This is a genomic window from Luteimonas sp. RIT-PG2_3 (assembly GCF_054902115.1).
Genome location: NZ_JBUBPF010000013.1, coordinates 56,969 through 81,245, shown reverse-complemented (window position 1 = coordinate 81,245; position 24,277 = coordinate 56,969). Strand labels below are relative to the sequence as shown.

The 24,277-nt window shown below is 68.0% G+C and carries 25 protein-coding genes; 19 read left to right on the top strand and 6 right to left on the bottom strand.

Annotation, left to right across the window (positions count from 1 at the left end; translation table 11 throughout):
* Nucleotides 1-85 precede the first annotated feature (85 nt).
* The 4 genes from dnaX (at nucleotide 86) to ACYX7E_RS16700 (ending at nucleotide 3,427) form a co-directional block, all read left to right on the top strand.
* Nucleotides 86-1,951 carry a DNA polymerase III subunit gamma/tau gene (gene dnaX, locus ACYX7E_RS16715; RefSeq protein ID WP_462081735.1) on the top strand — a complete coding sequence of 622 codons (1,866 nt, stop codon included), beginning with the start codon at nucleotides 86-88 and terminating at the stop codon, nucleotides 1,949-1,951.
* 9 nt (nucleotides 1,952-1,960) lie between these two features.
* The gene (locus ACYX7E_RS16710; RefSeq protein ID WP_462081734.1) at nucleotides 1,961-2,281 is read left to right on the top strand and encodes a YbaB/EbfC family nucleoid-associated protein; all 321 of its coding nucleotides are present in this window, start codon (nucleotides 1,961-1,963) and stop codon (nucleotides 2,279-2,281) included.
* A gap of 82 nt (nucleotides 2,282-2,363) precedes the next feature.
* Nucleotides 2,364-2,960 carry a recombination mediator RecR gene (recR, locus tag ACYX7E_RS16705; RefSeq protein ID WP_462081733.1) on the top strand — a complete coding sequence of 199 codons (597 nt, stop codon included), beginning with the start codon at nucleotides 2,364-2,366 and terminating at the stop codon, nucleotides 2,958-2,960.
* 119 nt (nucleotides 2,961-3,079) lie between these two features.
* On the top strand, nucleotides 3,080-3,427 hold the full coding sequence (locus tag ACYX7E_RS16700) for a histidine triad nucleotide-binding protein (protein WP_462081732.1): 348 nt from the start codon (nucleotides 3,080-3,082) through the stop codon (nucleotides 3,425-3,427).
* Nucleotides 3,428-3,529: 102 nt separating this feature from the next.
* Here ACYX7E_RS16700 and ACYX7E_RS16695 read toward each other — a convergent pair whose 3' ends face one another.
* The 4 genes from ACYX7E_RS16695 to ACYX7E_RS16680 are packed head-to-tail and all read right to left on the bottom strand — an operon-like array spanning nucleotide 3,530 to nucleotide 7,967.
* The gene (locus tag ACYX7E_RS16695; protein ID WP_462081731.1) at nucleotides 3,530-4,018 is read right to left on the bottom strand and encodes a Slp family lipoprotein; all 489 of its coding nucleotides are present in this window, start codon (nucleotides 4,016-4,018) and stop codon (nucleotides 3,530-3,532) included.
* A 13-nt stretch (nucleotides 4,019-4,031) separates the two neighbouring features.
* On the bottom strand, nucleotides 4,032-6,029 hold the full coding sequence (locus ACYX7E_RS16690; RefSeq protein ID WP_462081730.1) for a transglutaminase TgpA family protein: 1,998 nt from the start codon (nucleotides 6,027-6,029) through the stop codon (nucleotides 4,032-4,034).
* Nucleotides 6,022-7,008 (bottom strand): DUF58 domain-containing protein, encoded by a 987-nt coding sequence (locus ACYX7E_RS16685; protein ID WP_462081729.1) that lies wholly within the window; start codon nucleotides 7,006-7,008, stop codon nucleotides 6,022-6,024. The genes ACYX7E_RS16690 and ACYX7E_RS16685 overlap by 8 nt, the downstream gene beginning before the upstream one ends.
* Nucleotides 7,009-7,013: 5 nt before the next feature.
* The gene (locus ACYX7E_RS16680; RefSeq protein ID WP_462081728.1) at nucleotides 7,014-7,967 is read right to left on the bottom strand and encodes an AAA family ATPase; all 954 of its coding nucleotides are present in this window, start codon (nucleotides 7,965-7,967) and stop codon (nucleotides 7,014-7,016) included.
* Between the two features lie 127 nt (nucleotides 7,968-8,094).
* Between ACYX7E_RS16680 and ACYX7E_RS16675 the strand changes: the two genes are divergently transcribed.
* Nucleotides 8,095-9,939 carry an ArnT family glycosyltransferase gene (locus ACYX7E_RS16675; RefSeq protein WP_462081727.1) on the top strand — a complete coding sequence of 615 codons (1,845 nt, stop codon included), beginning with the start codon at nucleotides 8,095-8,097 and terminating at the stop codon, nucleotides 9,937-9,939.
* 60 nt (nucleotides 9,940-9,999) lie between these two features.
* A complete protein-coding gene (locus ACYX7E_RS16670; protein WP_462081726.1) occupies nucleotides 10,000-11,325 on the top strand; it encodes a hypothetical protein in 1,326 nt (441 codons plus the stop codon).
* Between the two features lie 181 nt (nucleotides 11,326-11,506).
* On the opposite strand, the gene ACYX7E_RS16665 is transcribed toward ACYX7E_RS16670, so the two are convergent.
* Nucleotides 11,507-12,115 carry a Maf family protein gene (locus ACYX7E_RS16665; protein ID WP_462081725.1) on the bottom strand — a complete coding sequence of 203 codons (609 nt, stop codon included), beginning with the start codon at nucleotides 12,113-12,115 and terminating at the stop codon, nucleotides 11,507-11,509.
* A gap of 77 nt (nucleotides 12,116-12,192) precedes the next feature.
* Entirely contained in the window at nucleotides 12,193-12,549 is a 357-nt protein-coding gene (locus ACYX7E_RS16660) for a hypothetical protein (RefSeq protein WP_462081724.1), read from the bottom strand.
* 170 nt (nucleotides 12,550-12,719) lie between these two features.
* Between ACYX7E_RS16660 and ACYX7E_RS16655 the strand changes: the two genes are divergently transcribed.
* From ACYX7E_RS16655 to ACYX7E_RS16595, 13 genes are all read left to right on the top strand, one after another.
* On the top strand, nucleotides 12,720-13,229 hold the full coding sequence (locus tag ACYX7E_RS16655; protein WP_462081723.1) for a YceD family protein: 510 nt from the start codon (nucleotides 12,720-12,722) through the stop codon (nucleotides 13,227-13,229).
* Between the two features lie 32 nt (nucleotides 13,230-13,261).
* A complete protein-coding gene (gene rpmF / locus ACYX7E_RS16650; protein WP_462081722.1) occupies nucleotides 13,262-13,456 on the top strand; it encodes a 50S ribosomal protein L32 in 195 nt (64 codons plus the stop codon).
* Between the two features lie 147 nt (nucleotides 13,457-13,603).
* Nucleotides 13,604-14,587 carry a beta-ketoacyl-ACP synthase III gene (locus tag ACYX7E_RS16645; protein WP_462081721.1) on the top strand — a complete coding sequence of 328 codons (984 nt, stop codon included), beginning with the start codon at nucleotides 13,604-13,606 and terminating at the stop codon, nucleotides 14,585-14,587.
* Between the two features lie 164 nt (nucleotides 14,588-14,751).
* Nucleotides 14,752-15,549, top strand: coding sequence for a BUD32 family EKC/KEOPS complex subunit (locus ACYX7E_RS16640; RefSeq protein ID WP_462081720.1), 798 nt, complete (start codon nucleotides 14,752-14,754; stop codon nucleotides 15,547-15,549).
* Nucleotides 15,550-15,642: 93 nt separating this feature from the next.
* A complete protein-coding gene (gene fabD, locus ACYX7E_RS16635; protein WP_462081719.1) occupies nucleotides 15,643-16,587 on the top strand; it encodes an ACP S-malonyltransferase in 945 nt (314 codons plus the stop codon).
* 117 nt (nucleotides 16,588-16,704) lie between these two features.
* Entirely contained in the window at nucleotides 16,705-17,448 is a 744-nt protein-coding gene (fabG, locus tag ACYX7E_RS16630) for a 3-oxoacyl-ACP reductase FabG (RefSeq protein ID WP_462081718.1), read from the top strand.
* A 175-nt stretch (nucleotides 17,449-17,623) separates the two neighbouring features.
* Nucleotides 17,624-17,863, top strand: a complete 240-nt coding sequence (gene acpP / locus ACYX7E_RS16625; RefSeq protein ID WP_462081717.1) for an acyl carrier protein — start codon at nucleotides 17,624-17,626, stop codon at nucleotides 17,861-17,863.
* Between the two features lie 187 nt (nucleotides 17,864-18,050).
* Entirely contained in the window at nucleotides 18,051-19,289 is a 1,239-nt protein-coding gene (gene fabF, locus ACYX7E_RS16620; protein ID WP_462081716.1) for a beta-ketoacyl-ACP synthase II, read from the top strand.
* 55 nt (nucleotides 19,290-19,344) lie between these two features.
* Entirely contained in the window at nucleotides 19,345-20,694 is a 1,350-nt protein-coding gene (locus ACYX7E_RS16615; RefSeq protein WP_462081715.1) for an aminodeoxychorismate synthase component I, read from the top strand.
* 154 nt (nucleotides 20,695-20,848) lie between these two features.
* Nucleotides 20,849-21,901 (top strand): endolytic transglycosylase MltG, encoded by a 1,053-nt coding sequence (mltG, locus tag ACYX7E_RS16610; protein WP_462081714.1) that lies wholly within the window; start codon nucleotides 20,849-20,851, stop codon nucleotides 21,899-21,901.
* 2 nt (nucleotides 21,902-21,903) lie between these two features.
* A complete protein-coding gene (gene tmk / locus ACYX7E_RS16605) occupies nucleotides 21,904-22,563 on the top strand; it encodes a dTMP kinase (RefSeq protein ID WP_462081756.1) in 660 nt (219 codons plus the stop codon).
* Complete coding sequence (locus ACYX7E_RS16600) at nucleotides 22,560-23,510, top strand: DNA polymerase III subunit delta' (protein ID WP_462081713.1); 951 nt, start codon at nucleotides 22,560-22,562, stop codon at nucleotides 23,508-23,510. The genes tmk and ACYX7E_RS16600 overlap by 4 nt, the downstream gene beginning before the upstream one ends.
* A gap of 13 nt (nucleotides 23,511-23,523) precedes the next feature.
* Entirely contained in the window at nucleotides 23,524-23,883 is a 360-nt protein-coding gene (locus ACYX7E_RS16595) for a PilZ domain-containing protein (protein WP_462081712.1), read from the top strand.
* The last annotated feature ends 394 nt before the right edge of the window (nucleotides 23,884-24,277 follow it).

Below are 24,277 nucleotides of genomic sequence, written 5' to 3'. Positions count from 1 at the left end.
CCGCAAATTCTAGCCGCGACAGGCACTTGTCACAAGCGGCATCCGATCCGGGTACGCGGGAGGGCGGGCATGGCAGAATGACGGCATGTCCTACCTCGTCCTCGCCCGCAAGTGGCGGCCCAAGCGATTCGCCGAGTTGGTGGGTCAGGAGCACGTGGTCCGTGCGCTGACCAACGCCCTGGATTCAGGCCGCGTCCACCATGCCTACCTGTTCACCGGCACCCGTGGCGTCGGCAAGACCACGATCGCCCGCATCTTCGCCAAGTCGCTGAACTGCGAACGCGGCAGCGGCGCCGATCCCTGTGGTGAATGCGAGACCTGCCTGGCCATCGACGCCGGGCGGTACATCGACCTGCTGGAGATCGACGCGGCCTCCAATACCGGCGTCGACAACGTCCGCGACCTGATCGACAACGCGCAGTACATGCCGTCGCGCGGGCGTTACAAGGTCTACCTGATCGACGAAGTCCACATGCTGTCCAAGCCGGCGTTCAATGCGTTGCTGAAGACGCTGGAGGAACCGCCGGAGCACGTGAAGTTCCTGTTCGCGACGACCGATCCCGAGAAGCTGCTGGTGACGGTGCTGTCGCGCTGCCTGCAGTTCAATCTCAAGCGGCTCGACGAGGCGCAGATCCAGGGCCAGATCGGCCGCATCCTCGAGGCCGAAGGCATCGCCGTCGAGCCCGGCGCGGTGCGACAGCTGGCCAAGGCCGCCGACGGCAGCCTGCGCGACGGCCTGTCGCTGCTGGACCAGGCGATCGCCTACACCGGTGCCAACACCGGCACCGGCATCCTGTCCGACGAGGCCGTGGCGACGATGCTGGGTACGGTCGACCGGACTCGCGTCGGCCACCTGCTGGAAGCCCTGTCGGATGCCGATGGCGAACGCCTGCTGGGCGAGGTCGCGATCCTGGCCGACTTCTCGCCCGATTGGGGCGGCGTCCTGGATGCGCTGGCGCATGCCCTGCATCGCATCCAGGTACGGCAACTGGTGCCGAACGTCGAGATCGAGGTCGATGGCATCGATGTCGATGCCCTCGCGGGACAGCTGCGACCCGAGCTGGTGCAGCTGTGGTACCAGATGGCCTTGAACGGTCGCCGCGACCTGCCGCTGGCGCCCAGCCCGCGCGCCGGTTTTGAAATGAGCGTGCTGCGGATGCTGGCGTTCCGCCCGGCGGAAGGCGGTGCGTCCACGGCGACATCGGGTACGTCCCCGGCGACGGCCTCGACCGGCGGTCCGCACCTGTCCGCCGCTGCCGCTGCCCGCGCCGCACTGGAGGCCGACCAGGCAGGCGGCGCGTCGCGCGCGGCCGAACCGCGTGCCGTGCCTCCCGCCGCCGCATCGGCGCCGGTCTCCGCCGCGAGGCCGATGCCGGCGGCGGCCCCTACGCCGGCACCGACTCCGCCGGCACCGACCATGACACCACCGGTCGCCGCCGCCCCTGTTGCAGCGGCGCCTATGGCCGCAGCGCCGCCGCCCGCAGCAGCACCGACCGCGCTCGCACCGCCGTCACCCGCATCGCCACCGCCACCGGCGGCCTCGCGTGCTGCGATCGCGATCGACGCCGCCGGCTGGATCGACGTGCTGGCCGGCCTGCAGTTGCGCGGTCCGGTCCGCGAGCTTGGCTCGCATGCGGGCTTCATCGATTACGCCGGTGGCGTGCTGCGGCTGTCGCTGCCCGAAACCGACGACCACCTGAAGGCGCCGTTCCTGGTGTCGCAGCTGGCCAACGCGCTGGCACCGCATTTTGGCGGCAGCGCGCCGCAGATCCGCTTCGAGGTCGGCAATGCGGTGGCCGGCGAGACCCTGCACGAACGCAATGTGCGGGCGCGCGACCAGCGCCAGTCGGCGGCGGAAACCACCTTCATGGCCGATCCCGACGTGCAGCGATTGATGTCGCAGCAGGGCGCGCGGATCGTGCCGGATTCGATTCGACCTTACGAAGATTGAGGATTAGACATGCGTGGAAACATTGCCCAGTTGATGCAGCAGGCGCAGAAGATGCAGGAAAACATGCAGCGCGTGCAGCAGGAGCTCGCGAGCATGGAAGTCACCGGCAACGCCGGCGGTGGCATGGTCAGCGTCACGCTGACCGGCGCCAAGGAGTGCCGCAAGGTCCGGATCGATCCCAGCGTGCTGTCGGACCAGGAAATGGTCGAGGACCTGATCGCGGCGGCCTTCAACGATGCCTCCAACAAGATCGACGCCGCCTCCAAGGACAAGATGGCCTCGGCGACCGCCGGAATGCCGTTGCCGCCGGGAATGAAGCTGCCGTTCTGAGTGCGTGCGTGTGGGCCGCGTTCGCGCGCGGCCTGCCTGTCTGTTTGACCCTGATGTCGCCCCTTTCCAGGTGTCCGCCCGCATGAGCGTCTCCCTGCTCGATCAGCTGATCGAAGCCTTCCGGATCCTGCCTGGCGTGGGCCAGAAGACCGCGCAGCGCATGGCCTATCACGTGCTCGAACGCGAGCGCGATGGCGGGCGCCGCCTGTCCGACGCGCTGGCCGAAGCGGTCGAGCACATCCGCCATTGCGAGCGCTGCCGCGATTTCAGCGAAACCCCGGTCTGCGCGACCTGCGCCAATGCATCGCGCGATGGCCACCAGTTGTGTGTGGTCGAATCGCCGGCCGATCGACTGGCGATCGAGCAGGCCACTGGTTATCGCGGGCTGTATTTCGTGTTGCAGGGGCGGCTGAGCCCGCTCGATGGCGTCGGTCCGCGCGAGCTGGGGCTGGACCTGCTGGGCGCCCGCCTGGGCGAAGGCCAGGTGCAGGAACTGATCATCGCGACCAATCCCACCGTCGAAGGCGAGGCCACCGCGCATTACTTGGCGCAGCTGGCGCGCCAGCACAACGTCCGCCCCAGCCGGCCCACCCACGGCGTGCCGTTGGGCGGGGAGATCGAGTACGTCGATCGTGGGACGCTGTCGCACGCATTCGGATCGCGCAGCGAAATGGTGTGAGGCTGCGCGCGTGCCCGGCAGGGCATTCCCGCGGCGGGATGACATCGATGCCCCGGCAGGTCGCGGCCGTTGCGTTTACGATGCCCCGTTCCCGACCCCCCGATTCCTGGCCAACGCCCATGTCCACCATCTTCCACAAGATCATCCGACGCGAGATTCCCGCCGACATCGTCTTCGAGGACGAGCACCTGATCGCATTCCGCGACATCGCGCCGCAGGCGCCGGTGCATGTGCTGTTCGTGCCCAAGCAGACGATCGCCACGCTCAACGACCTCCCGGCCGCACAGCCCGAGATCGTCGGACGGCTGGCGCTGGCCGCGGCCCACTATGCCAAGGCGCAGGGCTTCGACGAGGACGGCTACCGCATCGTTATGAACTGCAACGGCGACGGCGGGCAGACCGTGTTCCAGATCCACCTGCACCTGCTCGCCGGTGCGCCGCTGGGACGTTTCGGCACCGCGCAATAGGCCGCCTCATGGGCTGCCTGTCGCGACAACGCCCGGCATCGCCGGGCGTTGGATGATCTGGACAGGCAGGTCCGCTTCGCGGGACGGCTCAGCGGATGACGATCACCACCAGCCCCACCACGGCCACGGTGCCGGGCGGGCGATCACGTTGACGGTATCGCGGACCGGCCACAGGTAGACCACCTCGGCCGCCACGCGCGGGAAGCGGTAGTCGTACTCGCCGATGCGGCGGTTCTCGTAGCCATCGACGCGACCGGTGAAGGTCACCTCGCGGTTCTTCTCGAAGATCGCCGGATCGTAGAAGCCGGCGCGACAGGCGATGAAGCGGCCGTTGGTGTCGTCGTCGGCCCAGTACGGGCGGCCGCTGGCGGTCAGCCGGGTCGAGATCATCTCGAAGCAGGTCGCGTCCGCGCGCGGTTCGACCTGCACGATGCGGCCGCCCCAGCGCACCTGGGTGCCGGTGCTGTCGCCCTGCATGGCGGCATGCGGCGTGGTCTCGACGTAGGCGCCCTGCAGCGGCTTGGGTTGGGAGGCGCAGGCTGACAGCAGCGCGGCGGCTGCGATGGCAACAGCGGAAAGTCGGAAGCTCATGTCGGCGACTCCATCAGGCCGGGCGGGGGATGCGAAGGTGGGGGCGATGGCGGCGGAGGTCGCGGACCAGGGTCCGCTGGCCGTCGACATCACCCTGACCGCGAGCGTAACGCCATTCTACGAAACGCTGGCTGAGTGCCTGCAGATCCGGGTCGGGGCCGGCAAGGCGCGTGATCCGCCGCACCCAGTCCGCTGCCGGCTCATGGGCGTCGGGCGCGAGTCCGCGCCGGGCATACCGCGCCTGCAACTGGTGCCAGGCGCGCAGCACCACATCGTGTTCGCGCTCGCCGCGCGCGCTGAGCCACAGCATCCAGCCCAGCGTCAGCATGGCCATCAGCGCGAACAGGCCGGCCAGTCCGCGCGCGCCGGTCCCGGACAGGCCCAGCGGTTTCAGGATCGCTTCCTGGCGGGTGGCGTTGAAGCCCAGCACCAGGTCGTTCCAGCCACGCCGCATCCAGTCGCTGGCATCGAACATCGGCGACAGCGTGCGGTTGCCGAGGCCGCCGCCGAGACGGTCTTCGATGGTGTCGTAGACGCGTTCCGGCGCGACGGCGGCGGTGGGGTCCACGCGCACCCAGCCGCGGCCCTGCAGCCAGACTTCGTTCCAGGCATGCGCATCCATACGCCGCACCACCCAGTAGTTGCCGAAGGTATTGCGGTAGCCGCCGACATAGCCGGTGACGACGCGTGTGGGAATGCCGGCGGCCCGCATCAGGATCGCGAACGCGCTGCTGTAGTGCTCGCAGAAGCCTTGCTTCCAGTCGAACAGGAATTCGTCGGCGACATGCCGCCCGGGCAGCGGCGTGCTGAGGGTGTAGCCGAACTCGCCGCGGATCCACTGCAGGGCGTGTTCGACGATCGCCGCGTCGTCGTTGCCGAAGTCGCCGCGCCAATTGCGCGCCAGCGCGACGCTGCGCGGGTTGTAGCCCTCGGGCAGATGCAGCATCAGCTGGCGCAGCGTTGGCGGCAGGTCCGGTTCGAAGCGCACCGCTGGCGACGATCGCAGGCGCCAGCGGCTGACGCTGCGCAGCGGCTGTTCCGCCAGCAGGCTGTGCTCGTGGCTCAGGCGGCTGCCGGCGGGTGCGTCGCGCAGCAGGTCCAGCGCCAGCAACTGCGGCCGGTCGGTGGGTTCGATCTCGACTTCGTAATCCCAGGTCGACCGCGCATGCGTCACGCTGGCCGCCGGTTGCGCGCGCAACCACAGCGAGCGGCTCCAGGTCCGGCCGTCGAAGTCCGACAGCACCGGGCCGCGCCAATACATCTGGTCCGGTGCCGGCGTCGGCCCGAAAAACTGCACGCGCAGCGCGGGAGTATCGTCGCCCATCAGGTCCAGCCACTGGCCGGGTGACATTTCGTCCGACAGGCCCGGTCGCGCCTGCGACAGTTCGGGCACGCCCCACAGCGGCGATGCGATCCGCGGGAACAGCCAGAACGCTGCCAGCGCGAGCGGCAGTCCGATCGCGACCAGTCGCAGCACCATCGACAAGCGTTGGCGGGTCGAGAGGCTGCCGGCGTCCGTGGCGGTGCGTGCGTCGCCGATCTCCGCCACGTCGCCGACATCCTGTTCCGCCAGCCGCGTCATCGCGGCCAGCACCAGCAGCGCGCCCGCCAGGCCGAGCAGCAACGACAGCGCGCCCTGGTCGAGCAGGAAGGTCGCGAACGGCGCGAACAGGGCGAAGCCGAGCAGGCTGCGGGCATCGCGCACGGTCGGCAGTTCGACCGGCTTCAGTGCCAGCATCGCGGCCAGCAGGGCGCAGCCGGTGTCGCGCCCGAACGAGAAGCCGAACGTGGCCAGCACGATGCCCAGCAGCGACAGCGACAGCAGCAGGCGCATCCATCCCGGCGGACGGTACTTCCAGCTCGAACCGCCCACGGCGATGGCGACGATGGCGATACCCGCAGACACATGCGCCGGCAACTGCAGCAGCAGCGGCAACAGGCAGGCGACCGCTGCCAGGACCGTCCAGACATGGCTGGCACGCGTCAGTCGTGGCGAGGAGGTTTCAGCCATGCCCGTGTCCATCGCCGGTGGCCGGCGCGAACGGCAGCAGCGCAAGCGCGCGCAGGCAGGCGTGGCGATGCTGCGGTCCCTGGCCCGGCCCGATCGCGGGCTGTCCGGGCAGCAGCAGGCGATAGCGCCGGGCTTCGCGCTCGGCCTCGTCGACCCAGCGCGCAAGCCGCCGGATGCGGTCTTCGTAATCGAGTTCGCGTGTCTGCGGCCAGTCGATGACCAGGTCGGCGGCGACCGCGTGTTCGTACTCGCGCACCATCAGCACGTCGCGTCGCGCCGAAGGCTTCCATGCGATCGCCCTGCGCGCATCGCCCTGTCGCCAACCGCGCAGCTGGTGCACATCGTCGCCACTGGGATGGACACGCGACCGTGCGTTCTCACCGATGCCCTGCGGGATCGGCGGGCCATACGCTTCGGGCGCGGGATAGACCAGCAGCGTGGTGTCGGGGCGGGCATAGGCCCAGGCGCGCGCGAGGCCGAACGGATGGGTGGTCGCGAACACGAGCCGCGGCACGTCCATCCAGCCGCGCTGTAGTCCGGGCAGTGACAGCACGGCTTCGCCGGCATCGTTGCTCAGGCGCAACCGTGCATGGCTGCCTTCGATGGCGACCCGCAGGGCATGCCGGCGCCGGCCGGGCGCGGCACGGACATGCACCCGCAGTTGCAGCGGGTTGCCCGCGGCGACCGGTTCTGCGCCGATGGCGTGGATCGTCAGTCCGCCCAGTTGCAGCTGCGCCGCCAGCAGGCTGGCAATGGCCGCGCCGGCGAGCAGCAGGCACAACAGCAGGGCGGGGTTGTTGTTGTAGTTCAGCGCGCCCACGCCCATCGCCAGCAGCAGCGCTAGGAAGAACGCGCCGAAACGCGAGGGCAGGATGTAGATGCGTTTGCGGTCGAAGCGCACCGGCAAGGTTTCATGGGCGCGCGGACGCGCCAGTGATTCGAACAGGCGACGCCATCGTCGGCGCAGGGCCGCAGGCACGCGGATCAGTCCACCGGCACGCTGTGCAGGATCGCTTTTGCCAGCGCGAGATCGTGGCCGCCGTCGCTGTCGGGCACCAGCCGATGCGCGGCCACCGTGGCGAACAGCGCCTGCACGTCATCGGGCAGGACATGTGCGCGTCCCAGCAGCAGGGCGTAGGCGCGCGCGGCGCGCAGCAGGGCGATGCCCGCACGCGGCGACAGGCCAACGCGGACGCCGGCCTGGTGGCGGCTGCGGGTCAGCAGCGCCTGCACGTAGTCGACCAAGGCCGGGCTGGCGTGTACCTGATCGACCGCCTGCCGCAGTTGCAGGATCGCGTCGGCATCGAGCAGGGGTTGCGCGCGGGCAATCATCGCGCGGCGGTCGCTGCCGGCCAGCAGTGCGCGCTCGGCATCGGCGTCGGGATAGCCCAGCGACAGCCGCAACAGGAAACGGTCGAGCTGTGAGTCGGGCAAGGGATAGGTACCGGCCAGGTCGGTCGGATTCTGCGTGGCGATGACGAAGAACGGCTCGGGCAGCACGTGCGTGTTGCCGTCGACGGTGACCTGGTGCTCGGCCATGGCCTCGAGCAGCGCACTCTGGGTACGCGGCGGTGCCCGGTTGATCTCGTCGGCGAGCAGCACATGAGTGAACACCGGTCCCGGGTGGAACTCGAAACGCCGTGCATGCGCATCGAAGATCGAGACACCGACGATATCCGACGGCAACAGGTCGGAAGTGAACTGCACGCGCTGGAAACCCAGTCCCAGCGTGGCGGCCATCGCATGCGCCAGCGTGGTCTTGCCGAGGCCGGGCAGGTCCTCGATCAGCACATGGCCATCGGAGAGCAGGGCGACGAAGGCCAGGCGGACCTCATGCGACTTGCCGAGCAGCAGCGCGTTGACCTGGGCCTGGGCCGATGTCAACGCGTCTTTCAATGTGTCGGTTAGCATGTGCATCGCAGGGGGCGTCGCCGGCATCGGTAGGTCCTGTGTGGATCGAAGGTCCTGACAAGGATCGACAGGGCGCACGGCCATGGATCAGCGCCGCGCCGGTCGCATCCGTCCTGAAGTGTAGCGAGCCGAAGTGTAGCGAGGGCAACAACGGATGCGGGACCCCATCGACGTACGCAAGGTGTTCATCGCGCTGTGGGCTGCGATCGCACTGCTGAAACTGGCCATCGCCTGGCAATTGCCGCTGTTCGTGGACGAGGCCTTTTACTGGCAGGAAGGCCAGCGCCTGTCATGGGCCTATTCGGACCTGCCGGGACTGACGGCGTGGTTGATCCGGCTCGGCGTCGAAGTGGCGGGTGGGCAGGTCATCGGCGTGCGCTGGCCGTTCCTGCTGATGTCGTTGTGGCTGCCCTGGCTGGTGGTGCGTATCGGCGCACGCGAGGTCGGCGAGCGCGAGGGCTGGATCGCTGGCTGTGCGGCATTGCTGCTGCCGCTGTTCGGCACGCTCGGGGTCATGGCCTTGCCCGACACCGCGATGACGCTGGCCACGCTGTTGTGCCTGGACGCCTGCACGCGCCTGTTGCGCGGGGTGCAGATCGACACCGTGCTGCAGCTGGCGATGGGGCTGGCGATCGGCGCGCTGAGCCACTACCGCTTCATTGCCGTGATCGGGGCCGGCCTGGTCGCCCTGATGCTGTTGCCGCGCGGACGCGACGTATTGCGCGATGCGCGGGTCTGGGTCGCCATCGCGTTCGGCGCCGCGGCCTGGGTGCCGTTGCTGGCATGGAACATCGAGAACGCCGAGGCGGGCTTGCGCTTCCAGCTGGTGGATCGCCATCCCTGGGCGTGGCATCTCGATGGCGTGACGTTCGCCGTGATCCAGGCGTTCTTCGTCACGCCGCTGATGTTTGTCGCGCTGCTGTGGACGGCATGGCGTCATCGCCGCGATCAGAGTGAGGGCGTGCGCCTGCTGGCGATCTCCGGTGCCCTGGTCGTGCTGGGGTTCTTCGTGCTGGGATTCTTCGCCGACACCGAGCGCGTCAGTTTCCATTGGCCGCTGCCGGGCTATGTCGCGCTGCTGCCGTTGCTGCCGCTGGTACTGGTGCGCTGGCCGCGCTGGCTGACGGCGGCGACCTGGGTGGTCGCGGTCGCGGGCTTCGTGGTGATCTCGAGCTATTACTTCGCGGTCTCGCAACCTGCCTTCCGCCAGCATCCGGCGCTGGCCAAGTGGTATCCCTCCAATTTCTCCGGCTGGGACGTGCTGGCCCGCGAGGTGAAGGCGCTGCGCGCGACGATGCCGGCCGACACGCTGATCGTCGCCGACAACTTCAAGATCGGCGCGGAGCTGGGTTTCGCGCTCGACGATCCGTCGATCCAGGTCTTCGAACACCCGTTGAACACGCACCATGGCCGCGCCCCGCAACTGCAGTTGTGGGGCCTGCAGACGCCCGGGCGCGAAGCTTGGGGGCAGCGTCCGGTGCTGATCGTCATCAGCTCGACCGACGTCAAGCTCGCGGCCCTGCAACAGCATTACCAGCAGTTGTGCGCCCGCGCAGGTGCCTTGCCGGTCGCCAAGGTGGTCAATGTCGACCATGGCGCGCAGCGCTTCCTGCTGGTGCGATTGGACGAGCCTGCAACGGCCGACACCAAGTGCGCGACGCCGGTGCTGGCGAACATCGACCGGCCCGCGCCCGCGCAAGTGCTGAGCGGGCCTTTCAAGGTCGAAGGCTGGGCGGTCAAGGACGTGGCCGGCGTGGCGTCGGTGACGGTGACGCTCGATGGCAAGCCGGTGACGGAGGCGGAATACGGGGTCTCGAATGCCTGGGTGGCGACCTTCCTCGGATCGGACTCGCGCGATCCTTCGCATCCGCACGTGGGATTCACCGCTGAGGTGGATCCCGGTCGACTGCCTGCGGGACAATACTGGCTGGGGCTCGAGATTCGTGGCAAGGACGGCGCGGTGGAGCGCTGGGCCGAGCGACCGATCGAGATCGAATGAGGACACCCTGCGTCGCGTCGCATGACCGATGCAGCGCGAAGGACCAGGGAGAGGGGAGCGATGGCGCAGTTGATGCGGGACGGGCGCTGGACGCCCGCAGTGGCGGGCGCGCTGGCGGTCCTGCTGCTTGTGGCTACGTTGGCGTGGCATGTGCCGATGATGCTGTGGGATCACCTGGACCTGGTGCCGATGTACGAGGCCTGGCAGCAGGGCGACCTGTGGGCATCGGAGATCGCGCGCGTCCATGACGGCAGTCACCTGCATGTGGCGGCCTATCTGGTGCTGCTGGCCACGACGTGGCTTTCGGGTGGCCAACCCTGGCTCGATTGCCTGGTCAACTGGTGCCTGCTGGTGGTCTATGCGCTGCTGATGCTGCAGCTGATGGCGCGTCATCTGCCCGACGGTGCGCCCACCTGGCTGCGGCTGGCGATGCTGGGGCTCGTGCTGTATCCGGGGCACCTGGCCAATCTGCAATGGGGCTGGCAGGTCGCGGTGTTCCTGTGCCTGTTCGGCATCGCGGTCGCGGTGTTGATGCTGGCCGGCCGCAGCCTGTCCTGGCGCGGCAACCTGCTGGCCGTGGCGGCGACGGCGCTGGCGGGCCTGAGTTTCACGACCGGGCTGGCGCTGATCCCGATGGCATTGTGCTTGCTCCTGCTGAGACCGGAGCTGTCGCGGGGGCAGCTTGCGGGACTGGCCTTGCCCTGGTGCGTGCTGGGCGCAGGCTTCGTCTGGCTGCTGATGCCCGCTTCGGTCGACATGTCGGGCAACTCGGGCACCACGTTGGCGCCTGGCCTGTTACTGTCCTACGCACTGAATTTCATCGGCGGGGGCATTGCCCGTTTCGCGACAGGTGCGGCACCGGTGCTGTCGCTGCTGGCGATCGCCAGTGGCGCCTGGTTCGCCCTGCGCCTGCCTCATGATCCGCGTCGCCTGGGCTGGACCGGCCTGATGGTGTTCGCGATGGGTGCCGGGCTGTTGACGGCGTTCGGACGCGCGGCGGTGTTCGGGGCTGACCATGCGTTCGTGACCCGCTACGTCAGTTTTTCATCCCTGTTCTGGATCGGCTGGTTCGGCTTGATGCTGCTGGCCTTGCCCGGCCTGTCGCGCACATGGCGGCGCGTGATGCTGGGGCTGGTGGGCCTGTTCGTGACCTGCGCGCTGTTCAATGCGGTGCACATGGTCAAGAAGGCCGCCGAGGTCGCTGCCCGCGCGGACGCCACCGCAGCCCTGATCCGCAGCCAGTACCCGCAGGTCGATGAGGCCGTGCTTGGCGAGATCTATTTTGGTCGCGTGGAGCTGGCCGCGCAGAGGCTGCAACGCCTGCATGCGCTCGGGTTCGCGCCGTTCCGTTCAGTGCCGGCCGAAGCCGCGCAGGAATCGCGCTGAGGGGGCGTGTCGACGTCGCTGCAGTGATGTCGCCTTTCAGAACCTGTTCAAGATTTTGCTGCGTTTGCCATCTGGCGCGCGTGCGGTGCTCGAAATGCTCATGCACCTGCACGTACACTGCGCTTTCTGCGCTCCGCCACGCGCCATCTGGCTGCGCTCGCGACAGATCGTGAACAGGTTCTCAGGGAAGGGCGAATCCCGATGTCCGCAGCAGGCGCGCGGTCGCGATCAGCGGCAGGCCGATCAGCGCGCTCGGGTCGCTCGATTCGATCGCATCGAACAGCGTGATGCCCAGTCCTTCGGACTTGAAGCTGCCGGCACAGTCGTAGGGCGTTTCCGCCAGCAGGTAACGTTCGATCTCGGCATCGTGCAGCGTGCGGAAGCGCACGGTGGTGGTGTCGAGTTCGCTGAGGCATTGGCCGTCTGGGGCGACCACGACGACGGCGGTCAGGAAGACCAGCGAGCGGCCGGACATCGCCTGCAATTGCGCGCGCGCAGCCGCATGTGTGCCTGGCTTGCCCAGCGTGTGCGCGTCGAGCGCGGCGGTCTGGTCGGACCCGATGACCCAGGCCCCGGGATGTTGGCGCGCGACGTCCCGGGCCTTGGCGGCCGCCAGTCGCATGGCCAGGTCGGCAGGCGATTCCCCCGGGAGGGCGGACTCGTCCGTGCCGGGGCTGCTGACCTCGAAAGACAATCCCAGCCGGGACAGCAGCCCGGCCCGGTAGCGCGAGGTCGATGCCAGCAGCAGGTGGCGGGGCTCGGGCTGATCTGGCAGAGCAGTGGCTGGCATGGAAGGCGTGGGCATGGAGGGGTCGTTGACGGGGCAGGGTTGGCGCAGGGGCTGGGGCCGTTCAGGGCCGGCATCGTTCAGGGTATGGAATGGCGCGACAGCGGCAGCGTATTCAGTGTGTGGTCGATGCGCCGGCTGGCATCCGCGATCGCCGTTTCGACGGTGCCGAGCTCGGTGATCGACGCCGAAGGGCCATGCTGTTGCAGCCACAGGCGCTGGCGTAGCATTTCCTGCATCGCGGCCTGGACCGGCTGCGGATCGGCACCGATCGCCCGGAGTTCTGCGCGGACCCCGCGCAGCCGGGTTTCCAGGGCGTCGGCGGCGTCGAGCAGCCGCGACATCGCGCGCTGCCGCTTGCGGCTGCGCAGGCGCAACCAGCCTGCGTACAGGGCCATGGCGGCGGCCAGCAGCAGGGCGAGCAGGGGCAGGCTCAACGGTCTGGCGGCTCGCAGCGACGGGGAGGGCAGTCTGCCGGGTCGCCGCCGGCGCGGCAAATCCCAGCCGCAACAAGGGCTTGGCGGCCCCGGTGGGGGCGGGCGCCGGCAAGGCGCAGGAACGGGGATGTTTGACATGCAGGGGTCGGATCCTTAACATTCCGCGGCTTATGTCCGCAGAAGTACCCGAGGTGCTCGACGCGTGGCGCATGGTCACGGCGCGGCGTGTCTTTGAAGGCCGCCTGCCGTTGTCTGCGATGCCGCGTCTGCACGAAGCGTTGATCGATCCGGAAGGCGACGTCTCGTTCGTCCTGGAATTCGATCGCGATGCGTTGCAGGTGCCCTACGTGGAGCTCAGCATCGATGCCGCGTTGCCGCTGCAGTGTCAGCGCTCGTTGCAGCGGTTCCTGTATCCCGTCCAGATCCGGCAACGGATGGGCTTGATCCGGGATGAGGCGGACGAGGCGGCCATGCCGCCAGGCTATGAGGCATTGCTGCTGCCGGACGATGGCACCCTGCGACCTGCGGATCTGGTCGAGGACGAGCTGATCCTGGCGATCCCGGTGGTGCCGGTGGACCCGGCATCCGAGTCGGTCGAGCGTGACTGGCCGGTATCGGCGGAAGAAGAGGTGCGCGCCAATCCGTTTTCGGGGTTGGCAGCGCTGAAGCGACAAAATTGAGACAATAAGCGTTACTGACTGGAGTTTTTCCAATGGCTGTGCAGAAATCCCGCGTTTCCCCGTCCCGCCGTGGCCAGCGTCGTTCGCACGACGCGCTGACCGCCAAGCAGCTGTCGACCGACCCGACCTCGGGTGAGACCCATTTGCGTCACCACGTGACGGCCGACGGTTACTACCGTGGCAAGCAGGTGATCCAGCCGAAGGTCCGGATCGCTGAAGAAGACTGATACCGGTCCCGGGCCTGTCGACTCGCGACGGGCTCCATCGGTAGCGGCCACGCGTCTCGCGGGCCGCGTCAGCCCAGGGCGTACGGATCCGGCAAGCCGCGGTCCGGCCGCCCTGTCGGTTTTTCCTTTCCGAGGGCCATCCACGCGATGAGCAGCGAACGCATCTATTCCCGCATTGCCGGTACCGGCAGCTATCTGCCCGCCAAGGTACTGACCAACGACGATCTGTCCAAGTTCGTCGACACCAGTGATGAATGGATTGCGTCCCGGACCGGCATCCGCCAGCGGCACATTGCGGCGGAAGGCGAAACCACCTGCGACCTCGCGTTCCACGCGGCGGTACGCGCGATGGAATCGGCCGGCGTGTCGGCCGACGAGCTGGACCTGATCATCCTCGGCACCACCACGCCGGACCTGATCTTCCCGTCGACCGCCTGCCTGCTGCAGCATCGGCTGGGCGCGAACGGCTGTGGCGCCTTCGACGTCAACGCCGCCTGTTCGGGCTTCCTGTACGCCTTGACCGTGGCCGACAAGTTCATCGCGTCGGGCGCGGCCAGGACCGTGCTCGTGGTCGGTGCGGAAACCCTGACCCGCATGGTCGACTGGAGCGAGCGCACCACCTGCGTGCTGTTCGGCGACGGTGCAGGCGCGGTCGTGCTCAAGGCCGATACCGAAACCGGCATCCTCAGCACCCATCTGCATGCCGATGGCGGCAAGAAGGAACTGTTGTGGAACCCGGTCGGCGTCTCGGTCGGTTTCAAGGAAAACGAGAAGAACGCAGGCCTGCGCATCCAGATGGCGGGCAGCGATGTCTTCAAGTACGCGGTCAAGGCACTGGATTCGGTGGTCGAAGAGACCCTGGAAGCCAATGGGCTCGATCGCCGCGACATCGACTGGCTGATCCCGCACCAGGCCAACCTGCGCATCATCGAAGCCACCGCCAAGCGGTTGGAAATGCCGATGGATCGCGTCATCGTCACCGTCGACAAGCATGGCAACACGTCGTCGGGTTCGGTGCCGCTGGCGCTCGACGAGGCCGTGCGCTCGGGCAGGGTCCAGCGCGGCCAACTGCTGCTGCTGGAAGCGTTTGGCGGCGGCTTCACATGGGGTTCGGCGCTGCTGCGCTATTGATATCCGCCCAGGCGTTGATGACCCATCCTTGAGAGACGGCCTGCTGCCTCGACCGGGCTTCTTGCCTCGAACGGTCCTCAGGGCCGGCCTGCCTGCGTCAGGCATGGTCGCCACAGGCACGATCACCACGGGATGCGGTCTGCGCGTTGCCAACAGGTAGAAGCGTGGCGGTCGAATCCATCCTCGTACAAGGCCAGGCAGCCTGGCTGAAGGCTTATGGCACCGGAGAGCGGCGCGTGCTGCGCTTGGGCGCGCTCGATGCCCTCGCACGCATGCTGCGCATCCGCGCGCTGCGTCCCCCGCCACATGCCGGTGGTGCCGAGGCGCGCCGGGTCGAGGCGCGTCGCCTGGCCGAACTCGATGCGCTGGGCGTGCGCGTTCCCCGGATCATGGGCGAGAGCCAATCCGCGCTGGTGCTCAGCGACCTCGGCCAGACGTTGGCACAGCGTCTGCGCGAGGCCGGCGATGACGACGAGCGCATCGATGCGTTGACGGCATCCGTGATCGCCGCGATCGCGCGCGCCCATCGTGGCGGCGCCTATTTCGGTCAACTGCTTCCGCGCAATATCGCGATCGACGATGACGGTGTCGTCGGCTTCCTCGATTTCGAGGAGGATCCACTGCAGGTCATGAGCCTGCGCGACGCGCAGACCCGCGACTGGCTGCTGTTCGCCTTCGGCATGACCCGTTATTACGACCGGCGCCCGCAGGTGCTGGCGGACCTGATCGCCGGCGCGTTGCGCGACGCCCTGCAGGAGGTCGGCGAGCAGACCGCGCAGGCGGGCCGGCAACTGGACCGGATCGCACGCAGCGTGCGCTGGATGGGACGCGTGGCGCGGCCGTTGGTGACCTCGGTCGTGGTCCTGCAGTCGGTGGCCTCGCTGCTGTCGCTGGCGCTGCTGGTCATGCTGGTGGACTGGTGGCCCGATCGCGAGCTCGACCTGCTGCAGCTGATGTTCTGACCGATGTGCTGATCGGGCGGCAATACGCCACAGTACAGACAGCTGCATCGGTTGCCGCTTATCATCGCCCCGGTTTTCAGGCAGGAAGGTCGCGTGAGCGCATCGCAACTCGCATTCGTGTTTCCCGGACAGGGCTCGCAGTCGGTCGGCATGCTGGCGGAACTGTCCGAGGTACATCCGCAGGTGCGTGCCACCTTCGACGAGGCGTCCGAGGGCGCGGGCGTCGATCTCTGGGCGCTGTCACAGGGTGGCCCGGAAGAACAGCTCAACCGTACCGAATACACCCAGCCGGCCTTGCTGGCTGCCTCGATCGCCGTGTGGCGCGTCTGGCAGCACCAAGGTGGTACCGCGCCGGCCGTGCTCGCCGGCCATAGCCTGGGCGAATACAGCGCGCTGGTCGCCGCGCAGGCGCTGAGCCTGCATGACGCCGCGCACCTGGTGCGCATCCGCGGTCAGTTGATGCAGGATGCCGCCCCGGCGGGCACCGGCGCGATGGCCGCGGTGCTGGGCGCCGACGATCAACTGGTGGCCGATCTGTGCGTGCAGGCCTCGTCCACCGAGGTCGTGGTGCCGGCCAACTACAACTCGCCGGGGCAGATCGTCATCGGCGGCCATGCCGCGGCGGTGGATCGCGCGCTGGCGCTGCTGGCCGAGAATGGCGTGCGCAAGACGGTCAAGCTGGCCGTCAGCGTGCCCTCGCACACGCCGCTGATGCGCGAGGCCGCGAACCGGTTGGCGCAGACCATGGCCGGCCTGGCCTGGCGGGAACCCGTGCTGCCGGTAGTGCAGAACGTGGACGCCCAGGTGCATGCCGGCGTGGATGCGATCCGCGACGCGCTGGTGCGCCAGCTCTACCTGCCGGTGCAGTGGACCGGCTGCGTGCAGGCGCTGGCGGGCAGGGGCGTGACGCGTCTCGCCGAATGCGGGCCCGGCAAGGTACTGTCCGGCCTGATCAAGCGCATCGACAAGGCCATCGACGCCCGCCCCCTGGGTGGCGTGGGCGAATTCGAGGCTGCGCTGGACGACTGGAAGGGCTGACGCCCGCTGACATTGTTGTCGCGGGCGCCTCCGTTACGGGGTGTCGACGCGGCGATATCGGATTCTTTACATGGCGCACGTCATCGTGCGCTGGCTGACGGTTTCAACAGGAACGCCATGGACCAGACATTGCAAGGTGAGATCGCCCTCGTGACCGGCGCCAGCCGCGGCATCGGTGCGGCCATCGCCGACACGCTCGCCGCCCGCGGCGCCACCGTCATCGGCACCGCCACTTCGGAGGCCGGTGCCCAGGCCATCGGTGAGCGCCTGGCGGCCCAGGGTGGCCACGGCCGCGTGCTCGACGTCGGCAAGCCCGGCGAGATCGAAGTGCTGATCGAAGGCATCGGCAAGGAGATCGGCGCGCTGTCGATCCTGGTCAACAATGCCGGGATCACCCGCGACGGCCTGCTGATGCGCATGCGCGACGAAGACTGGCAGGCGATCCTCGACACCAACCTGACCAGCGTCTACCGGGCGTCGAAGGCGGCGATGCGCGGCATGATGAAGGCGCGCAAGGGCCGCATCATCTCGATCGCCTCGGTCGTCGGCGTGACCGGCAATGCGGGGCAGACCAATTACGCGGCGGCCAAGGCCGGCATCATCGCCTTCAGCAAGTCGCTGGCCAAGGAGATCGGTTCGCGCGGGGTCACCGTCAATGTGGTGGCGCCGGGCTTCATCGCCACCGACATGACCCGCGACCTGCCCGACGACATCAAGGCCGCGCTGGCGACCCAGATCGCGCTCGGCCAGCTCGGCGAACCCAAGGACATCGCCAATGCGGTGGCCTTCCTGGCAGGTCCGGACGCGTCCTACATCACCGGCGAGACGCTGCACGTCAACGGCGGCATGTACATGCCCTGAGCGGCCTGTCCGCCCAGGTGCGCACCCTGTTCCCAGTCAGACCCCCCAGGGTCGGGCTGAACACCGAAGCCGCCAGCAAGCCATTGAACCCAAAGACAATCGGTTCGATTGCGCCCAATGCCCGGCTTTCCCTTTACACTATTCCCTGAAATATCCTCCGTGGAGTCAAACAACCATGAGCAGCATCGAAGAACGCGTCAAGAAAATCGTCGTCGAACAACTCGGCGTCAAGGAAGAGGAAGTCAGCAACAGCGCTTCCTTCGTTGAGGACCTCGGCGCCGATTCGCTGGACACCGTCGAGCTGGTGATGGCGCTGGAAGAAGAGTTCGAGTGCGAGATCCCGGACGAAGAAGCCGAGAAGATCACCTCCGTGCAGCAGGCGATCGATTACATCAAGGCGCACGTCAAGAGCTGATCTTGCCCGCCCGGATGACGCCCCGCTTTTTCGCGGAAACGTCCACGGAGCGCATGCGTTTTCGTGACAGAGGCTGCATCCGGAGTGCTTTGATCGTCGTGTGACAGACACGGGGCCGCTACGCGGCCTCGTGTGTTTCCGGTGCGCGATCCGCGCGCCCTGCAACCGTATCCGCTGGGAGTCCGCAATGTCCAAACGTCGTGTCGTCATAACCGGTATGGGCATCCTGTCACCGCTGGGCAATGACCTGGCCAGCAGCTGGGATGGCATTTCCAACGGTCGTTCGGGCATCGGCCCGATCACGCATTTCGATGCCTCGGCCTTCGGTACCCGCATCGCCGGAGAGGTCAAGGGTTTCGACGTCCAGAAATGGGTGTCCGCCAAGGACGTCAAGAAGATGGATCCGTTCGTGCACTACGGTGTCGCGACGGCGTTGATGGCTATCGAAGACGCCGGCCTGGAGATCAACGACGCCAATGCCGAGCGCATCGGTGTGGCGATCGGCGCCGGCATCGGTGGCCTCAAGGGCATCGAGGAAACCTCGATCAAGTACAGCGAGGGCGGCCCGCGCAAGATCTCGCCGTTCTACGTGCCCAGCACGATCATCAACATGATCTCGGGGCATGTGTCGATCATGACCGGCGCCAAGGGTCCCAACATCGCCGTGGTCACGGCCTGCACCACGGCCACCCACAACATCGGCCTGGCCGCGCGCATGATCCAGTACGGCGATGCCGACGCGATGATCGCCGGTGGCGCCGAGTTCGCGACCACGTTCACCTCGCTGGGTGGATTCAGCGCGATGAAGGCGTTGTCGACGCGCAACGACGACCCCGAGCGCGCTTCGCGCCCGTGGGACAAGGAGCGCGACGGCTTCGTCATGGGCGACGGTGCCGGCGTGCTGATCCTCGAGGAATATGAAGCAGCCAAGGCGCGCGGTGCGCGCATCTATGCCGAACTCGCCGGTTTCGGCATGAGTGGCGACGCCCACCACATGACCGCGCCCAGCGAGAACGGTGAAGGCGGCGGTCGTTGCATGGTGTCGGCGATCCGCGACGCCGGCATCGACGTCAGCCAGGTCGGCTACATCAATGCCCACGGCACGTCGACCCCGGCTGGCGACCTTGCCGAGACGATGGGCATCAAGACCGTGTTCGGTGCGCATGCCGACAAGCTGATGGTCAGCTCGACCAAGTCGATGACCGGTCACCTGCTGGGTGCGGCCGGTGGCGTCGAGGCCGTGTTCTCGGTCATGGCGCTGCACACCGGCGTGATCCCGCCGACGATCAATCTCGACAATCCTTCCGAAGGTTGCGACCTGGACTACGTGGCGCACACCGCACGCCAGCACCAGGTCGACGTGGCGCTGTCGAACTCGTTCGGGTTCGGTGGAACCAACGGCACCCTGGTGTTCCGTCGGGTCTGATCCATACGCAGGGACGCGGCCCTCGGTCGCGTCCCGCGCTCAACGCGGCCACCCCATGTTGCTGTCCCAGACATTGCCGGTCGAGACCGACCTGCTGGCGTTGCATCGTGCCGCGCCGGCACGCTTCCCGATGTTGCTGCAGTCGGTCGCCCACGGCACCGCGCAGTCGCGTTGGGACATGCTGCTGATCGGCAACGGGCAACAGTGGACGCTGGACGCCGACGGCGTCACCCGTGACGAACATGGCATCGCCCAGGCGGGCGGATTCCTCGACACCCTGGATGCCGGCTGGCGCGCGCTGCGCGTGCCCGTGAACGACGATGTCCAGCGTTGGCCGTTCCGTGGCGGCTGGGCGCTGTTCCTGGGCTATGAGCTGGCCAGCGAAGTGGAACCGGTGCTGCGCTTGCCGCCGGCGCTGGGCGATGTCCCGGTGGCGATCGCGTTGCGCTGCCCGGCGGCGATCCTGCGCGACCACGCCAGCGGCGAATGCCTTGCGGTTGCCGAAGCCGGGCATGCCGGGCTGCTGGACGAACTCCAGACCTGGATTGCCCGCGTGCCGACGCCATTGCCGGCATGGTGTCCGCCAGCGACGCTGGACGAAGACGCGCCCGTGCAGTTCACCGATGGCGTCGAACGCATCCTCGATTACCTGCGTGCGGGCGACATCTTCCAGGTCAACCTGTCGCGTGGCTGGCAGGCGCGGTTCGACGACGCGGTCGAGCCTGCGGCGCTGTACGCGCGCATGCGCGACGCCAATCCCGCGCCGTTCGCGGGCCTACTCGCCGGCGACGGCTGGGCGGTCGCCAGCGCATCACCGGAGCGGCTGGTCTCGGTGCGCGGCGATCTGGTCGAGGCCCGTCCGATCGCCGGTACCCGTCCGCGCGTAGCCGGCGACGACGATGCCGCGCGCATCCGCGAACTGGTCGGGCATCCCAAGGAACGCGCCGAACACATCATGCTGGTCGACCTGGAGCGCAACGACCTCGGGCGCGTCTGCACGCCGGGCAGCGTGGAGGTCGACGAGCTGATGACGATCGAAAGCTATGCCCATGTCCACCACATCGTCAGCAACGTGCGCGGCCAGCTGCGTGTCGACGTGACGCCGGGTGACGTGATCCGCGCGGTGTTTCCCGGCGGCACGATCACCGGTTGTCCGAAGGTCCGCTGCATGGAGATCATCGCCGAACTGGAAGGGGCGGGCCGGGGTGCCTACACGGGCGGTTTCGGCTGGCTCAACCGAGACGGCGACCTCGACATCAATATCCTGATCCGCAGCGCCGAGCTATGCGGTCGGACGCTGCGCTTCCGGACCGGCGCCGGCATCGTGGCCGACTCGGATCCGCAGCGCGAACTCGACGAGACCCGCGCGAAGGCGCAGGGCATGCTGCGCGCGCTGATCCCTTGAGGCCGGCCCGCGGCATCGTCAGCGCCAGCCGTGCCGGCGCTGCTGCGTGCGATGGCCGCGGCCTGCGCCCGGGGTTGTGGCGGGTTTGGCCTGCGCGCATGGTCGCGGGGTATCCTGTCGGCCCAAGCCTCGACCGGCCGCCGACCGCCCACGCATGACTGCGCCTGCCCGCAAACGCCGCTTCCTGCTGTTCTTCGTATTCTCCGCCCTGATCGCGGGCGCGCTGGCGTGGTGGGCCTATGACCGCCACCTCGGTTTCGCCGACCGTGGCCTGAGCGGGATCGCGCCGGGGCAGAGCCTGGTCGTCGAGCGTGGCGACTCGTTCAAGCGGGTATTGTCCAAGCTCCGCCAGGCCGGCATCGACGATGGCCACGACCTGGAATGGCAATGGCTGTCGCGCCAGTTGGGTGCGGCCGGCAAGATCCAGGTCGGCGAGTACGCGCTGGAACCCGGGATCTCTCCGCGCACGCTGCTGCAACGGATGCGCGACGGCAAGGTCGTCAGCTACCGGTTCACGATCGTCGAAGGCTGGAACATCCGCGAGCTGCGTGCGGCGTTGGCGCGTGCGACGCCGCTGGTGCAGACGCTGGCGGAACTGGACGACGCCGCCTTGATGAGTCGGCTCGATCGCGCCGGTGTGCATCCGGAAGGACGCTTCCTGCCGGAAACCTATGTCTACACCCGCGGCGACAGCGATCTCGACGTGCTGCGCCGCGCCGCCGATGCGCTCGATCGCGCGCTGGCGGTCGCATGGGAAACGCGGGCCGCAGACATTCCGCTGCGCTCGGCCGAGGAGGCGCTGGTCATGGCTTCGGTCATCGAGAAGGAAACCGGGATCGCCGAGGAGCGTCCACAGATTTCCGGCGTGTTCGCGCGCCGGCTGAAGATCGGCATGCGCCTGCAGACCGATCCCACGGTGATCTACGGCATGGGCAGCCTTTACAGCGGCAACATCCGCCGCAGCGACCTGCTGACCGACACGCCATACAACACTTACACCCGCGACGGCCTGCCGCCGACGCCGATCGCGATGGCCGGGGCCGAGGCGCTGCAGGCCGCGACCCATCCCGCCGAAGGCGATGCGCTGTACTTCGTGGCGGTCGGCGACGGCAGTGGCCGGCATGTGTTCTCGCCGTCGCTGGATGCGCACAACGCTGCGGTCCGCGAGTACGTGCGCCGCTACCGCGAACAGCACGGGCCGCGTTGAACATGTCGATCGTGCATCCGATTCCTTCGCATCCCAGGTTCATCTCGCTGGAAGGCGGCGAGGGCGCTGGCAAGTCCACCGTACTGCATGCGCTGCGCGAGGCGCTGACGTCGGCGGGCGATGAGGTCGTCAGTACCCGCGAGCCCGGTGGCACGCCACTGGCCGAACGCATCCGCGAGCTGCTGCTCGATCCCACGCATGAGCCTGCGGTCGCGGAAACCGAGTTGCTGCTGATGTTCGCCGCGCGCGTGCAGCACGTGCGCGAGACCATCCAGCCGGCGCTGGCGCGTGGCGCCTGGGTGCTGTGTGATCGTTTCACCGACTCCAGTTACGCCTACCAGGGCGCAGCGCGCGGGCTCGACCCGTCGCTGATCCATGAGTTGGAGCGCCGCGTGGTGGGTCTGCGTCCGGCCTTGACGCTGCTGCTCGATCTGGGTGTTGCGCAGGGACGCGAGCGCACGCGTGGTCGCGATCTCGTCCCCGACCGCATCGAGTCCGAGCAGGACGATTTCTTCGAGCGGGTGCGCGCCGGTTATCGGGCGCGTGCCGCTGCCGATCCACAGCGCTTCCGCGTCATCGACGCATCTCATAGCGCTGCCGACGTGGCTGCCGATGCAGTGCACCAGTTGCAGCAGTGGCGGCAGCGGGAGCAGGCCGCATGAGCGGCGTCCTCGCGCCCTGGCAGCAGCGCATGTTCGACCATGCTGTCGCGGCCATCGACAGCGGTCGCATGGGGCATGCGCTGATGATCTGCGGCCCGGCACAACTGGGCAAGCGGGCGGTCGCCGAGCGCCTGGCCGCGCATCTGCTGGGCGTCGACCATGATGCGCGCGCGGCGCAGCTGTTCGCGGCCGGCACCCATCCGGACTATCACCTGGTCAGCTTCATCAACAATCGTGAAGGGACCAAGCTGCGTACCGAGATCGTCATCGAGCAGATCCGCGCGCTGTCCGAGAAGCTGATCCTGACGCCGCAATATGGCGGTGCGCAGATCGCGATCATCGATCCTGCCGATGCGATCAACCATTCGGCCTACAACGCGTTGCTGAAGACACTGGAGGAGCCGCAGCCGGGGCGTTACCTGTGGCTGGTCACCGCCAACCCGGCGCGCATGCCGGCGACGATCCGCAGCCGCTGCCAGCGGCTGGAGTTCCGGATGCCGCCGCGTGATGAGGCACTGGACTGGCTGCGCGCACAGGGGCATTCCGACAGGGCTGCGCTGGACGCGCTGGAGGCCGCACGCGGTCATCCCGGCCTGGCCGATGGCTGGCTGCGCGATGGCGGGCTGCAACTGCGCAAGGATGTGGCTGCCGATCTGCAGAAGCTGTCGCGGGGCGATGTGGCGCCGATCGAGACGGCGCAGCGTTGGGTCGGCGACGAGCACACGTCGGCGCGCCTGCGCCATGCTGCCGATCTGGCCCTGGTCGAGGCTGGCGGCTTGACCGATCCGATGCGAATCCGGAAGCTGGCCACGTGGTTCGATGCGGCCAACAGGACACGCGACCTGCTCAGGACGACGATCCGCGCGGATCTGGCCGTGGCCGAGTTGTTGCTGGCCTGGCGCGACGACGGTACCCGTTCGGGTATCGCGGGCAGGAATCGAGGCTGACGGGGACGATGCAATGAACGCAACCGCAGGTAGTGCACGACAGGGCATCCTGTCCTTGGTGATCAAGGACAAGGCCGCGTTGTATAGCGGTTACATGCCGTACCTGAAGAACGGCGGCATCTTCGTGCCGACGCCTAAGCGTTACTTCCTCGGCGACGAGGTCTTCCTGTTGCTGACGCTGCCAGAGTCCAGCGATCGCCTGCCGGTTGCAGGCAAGGTGGTCTGGGCAACGCCGACCGGTGCGCAGGGCAATCGGCCCGCGGGTGTCGGTGTGCAATTCGGCGACACGCCTGAAGGCGATGCGGTCAAGGGCCGGATTGAAACCCTGCTGGCAGGCATGCTGTCGGCGGAGAAGCAGACGCACACGATGTAGTGCGGTGTCGCGGTGTCGCGGTGTTGCGGCGACATGTCGCGTGGCCGCGGTCCCGGGGTTTTTGATTCTTCGCCGGATGGTCGGCATCGCAAGTCTGCCGGAGTGCTGATGTGCATTTGCTGGCTCCGGATTCGCAGTGGCGTGCCGGGCTGCGGTTGCTTTTCCCTCGGTCAGGGCATCCTGCCCTGACTCGGGCGCACGCCATCCATGGCGTGCTCGGCGCAACCTCCGCCCGACCCTCCACTGCCGCGCGCGGCACGATTGCGGTGTCGACAGGTCTAATGCGTCTTCGCCGTCGAAGACATCGGCCCATCCAACATCAGAGCGTCGCCTCGGCCGGGGATTGCGGAGAGCGGGCCATGGATGGCCCGCGGCGGCGAGTCAGCCAAGGATG

Coding starts and splice junctions, on each gene's coding strand:
- ACYX7E_RS16670 (WP_462081726.1), top strand. CDS start 10,000: ATGGCGCAGTTGATGCGGGACGGGCGCTGGACGCCCGCAGTGGCGGGC.
- ACYX7E_RS16615 (WP_462081715.1), top strand. CDS start 19,345: ATGTTGCTGTCCCAGACATTGCCGGTCGAGACCGACCTGCTGGCGTTG.
- ACYX7E_RS16695 (WP_462081731.1), bottom strand. CDS start 4,018: ATGAGCTTCCGACTTTCCGCTGTTGCCATCGCAGCCGCCGCGCTGCTG.
- ACYX7E_RS16700 (WP_462081732.1), top strand. CDS start 3,080: ATGTCCACCATCTTCCACAAGATCATCCGACGCGAGATTCCCGCCGAC.
- fabF (WP_462081716.1), top strand. CDS start 18,051: ATGTCCAAACGTCGTGTCGTCATAACCGGTATGGGCATCCTGTCACCG.
- ACYX7E_RS16595 (WP_462081712.1), top strand. CDS start 23,524: ATGAACGCAACCGCAGGTAGTGCACGACAGGGCATCCTGTCCTTGGTG.
- mltG (WP_462081714.1), top strand. CDS start 20,849: ATGACTGCGCCTGCCCGCAAACGCCGCTTCCTGCTGTTCTTCGTATTC.
- ACYX7E_RS16655 (WP_462081723.1), top strand. CDS start 12,720: ATGTCCGCAGAAGTACCCGAGGTGCTCGACGCGTGGCGCATGGTCACG.
- ACYX7E_RS16600 (WP_462081713.1), top strand. CDS start 22,560: ATGAGCGGCGTCCTCGCGCCCTGGCAGCAGCGCATGTTCGACCATGCT.
- ACYX7E_RS16690 (WP_462081730.1), bottom strand. CDS start 6,029: ATGGCTGAAACCTCCTCGCCACGACTGACGCGTGCCAGCCATGTCTGG.
- rpmF (WP_462081722.1), top strand. CDS start 13,262: ATGGCTGTGCAGAAATCCCGCGTTTCCCCGTCCCGCCGTGGCCAGCGT.
- ACYX7E_RS16665 (WP_462081725.1), bottom strand. CDS start 12,115: ATGCCAGCCACTGCTCTGCCAGATCAGCCCGAGCCCCGCCACCTGCTG.
- ACYX7E_RS16710 (WP_462081734.1), top strand. CDS start 1,961: ATGCGTGGAAACATTGCCCAGTTGATGCAGCAGGCGCAGAAGATGCAG.
- acpP (WP_462081717.1), top strand. CDS start 17,624: ATGAGCAGCATCGAAGAACGCGTCAAGAAAATCGTCGTCGAACAACTC.
- tmk (WP_462081756.1), top strand. CDS start 21,904: ATGTCGATCGTGCATCCGATTCCTTCGCATCCCAGGTTCATCTCGCTG.
- ACYX7E_RS16645 (WP_462081721.1), top strand. CDS start 13,604: ATGAGCAGCGAACGCATCTATTCCCGCATTGCCGGTACCGGCAGCTAT.
- ACYX7E_RS16675 (WP_462081727.1), top strand. CDS start 8,095: ATGCGGGACCCCATCGACGTACGCAAGGTGTTCATCGCGCTGTGGGCT.
- ACYX7E_RS16680 (WP_462081728.1), bottom strand. CDS start 7,967: ATGCCGGCGACGCCCCCTGCGATGCACATGCTAACCGACACATTGAAA.
- recR (WP_462081733.1), top strand. CDS start 2,364: ATGAGCGTCTCCCTGCTCGATCAGCTGATCGAAGCCTTCCGGATCCTG.
- dnaX (WP_462081735.1), top strand. CDS start 86: ATGTCCTACCTCGTCCTCGCCCGCAAGTGGCGGCCCAAGCGATTCGCC.
- fabG (WP_462081718.1), top strand. CDS start 16,705: ATGGACCAGACATTGCAAGGTGAGATCGCCCTCGTGACCGGCGCCAGC.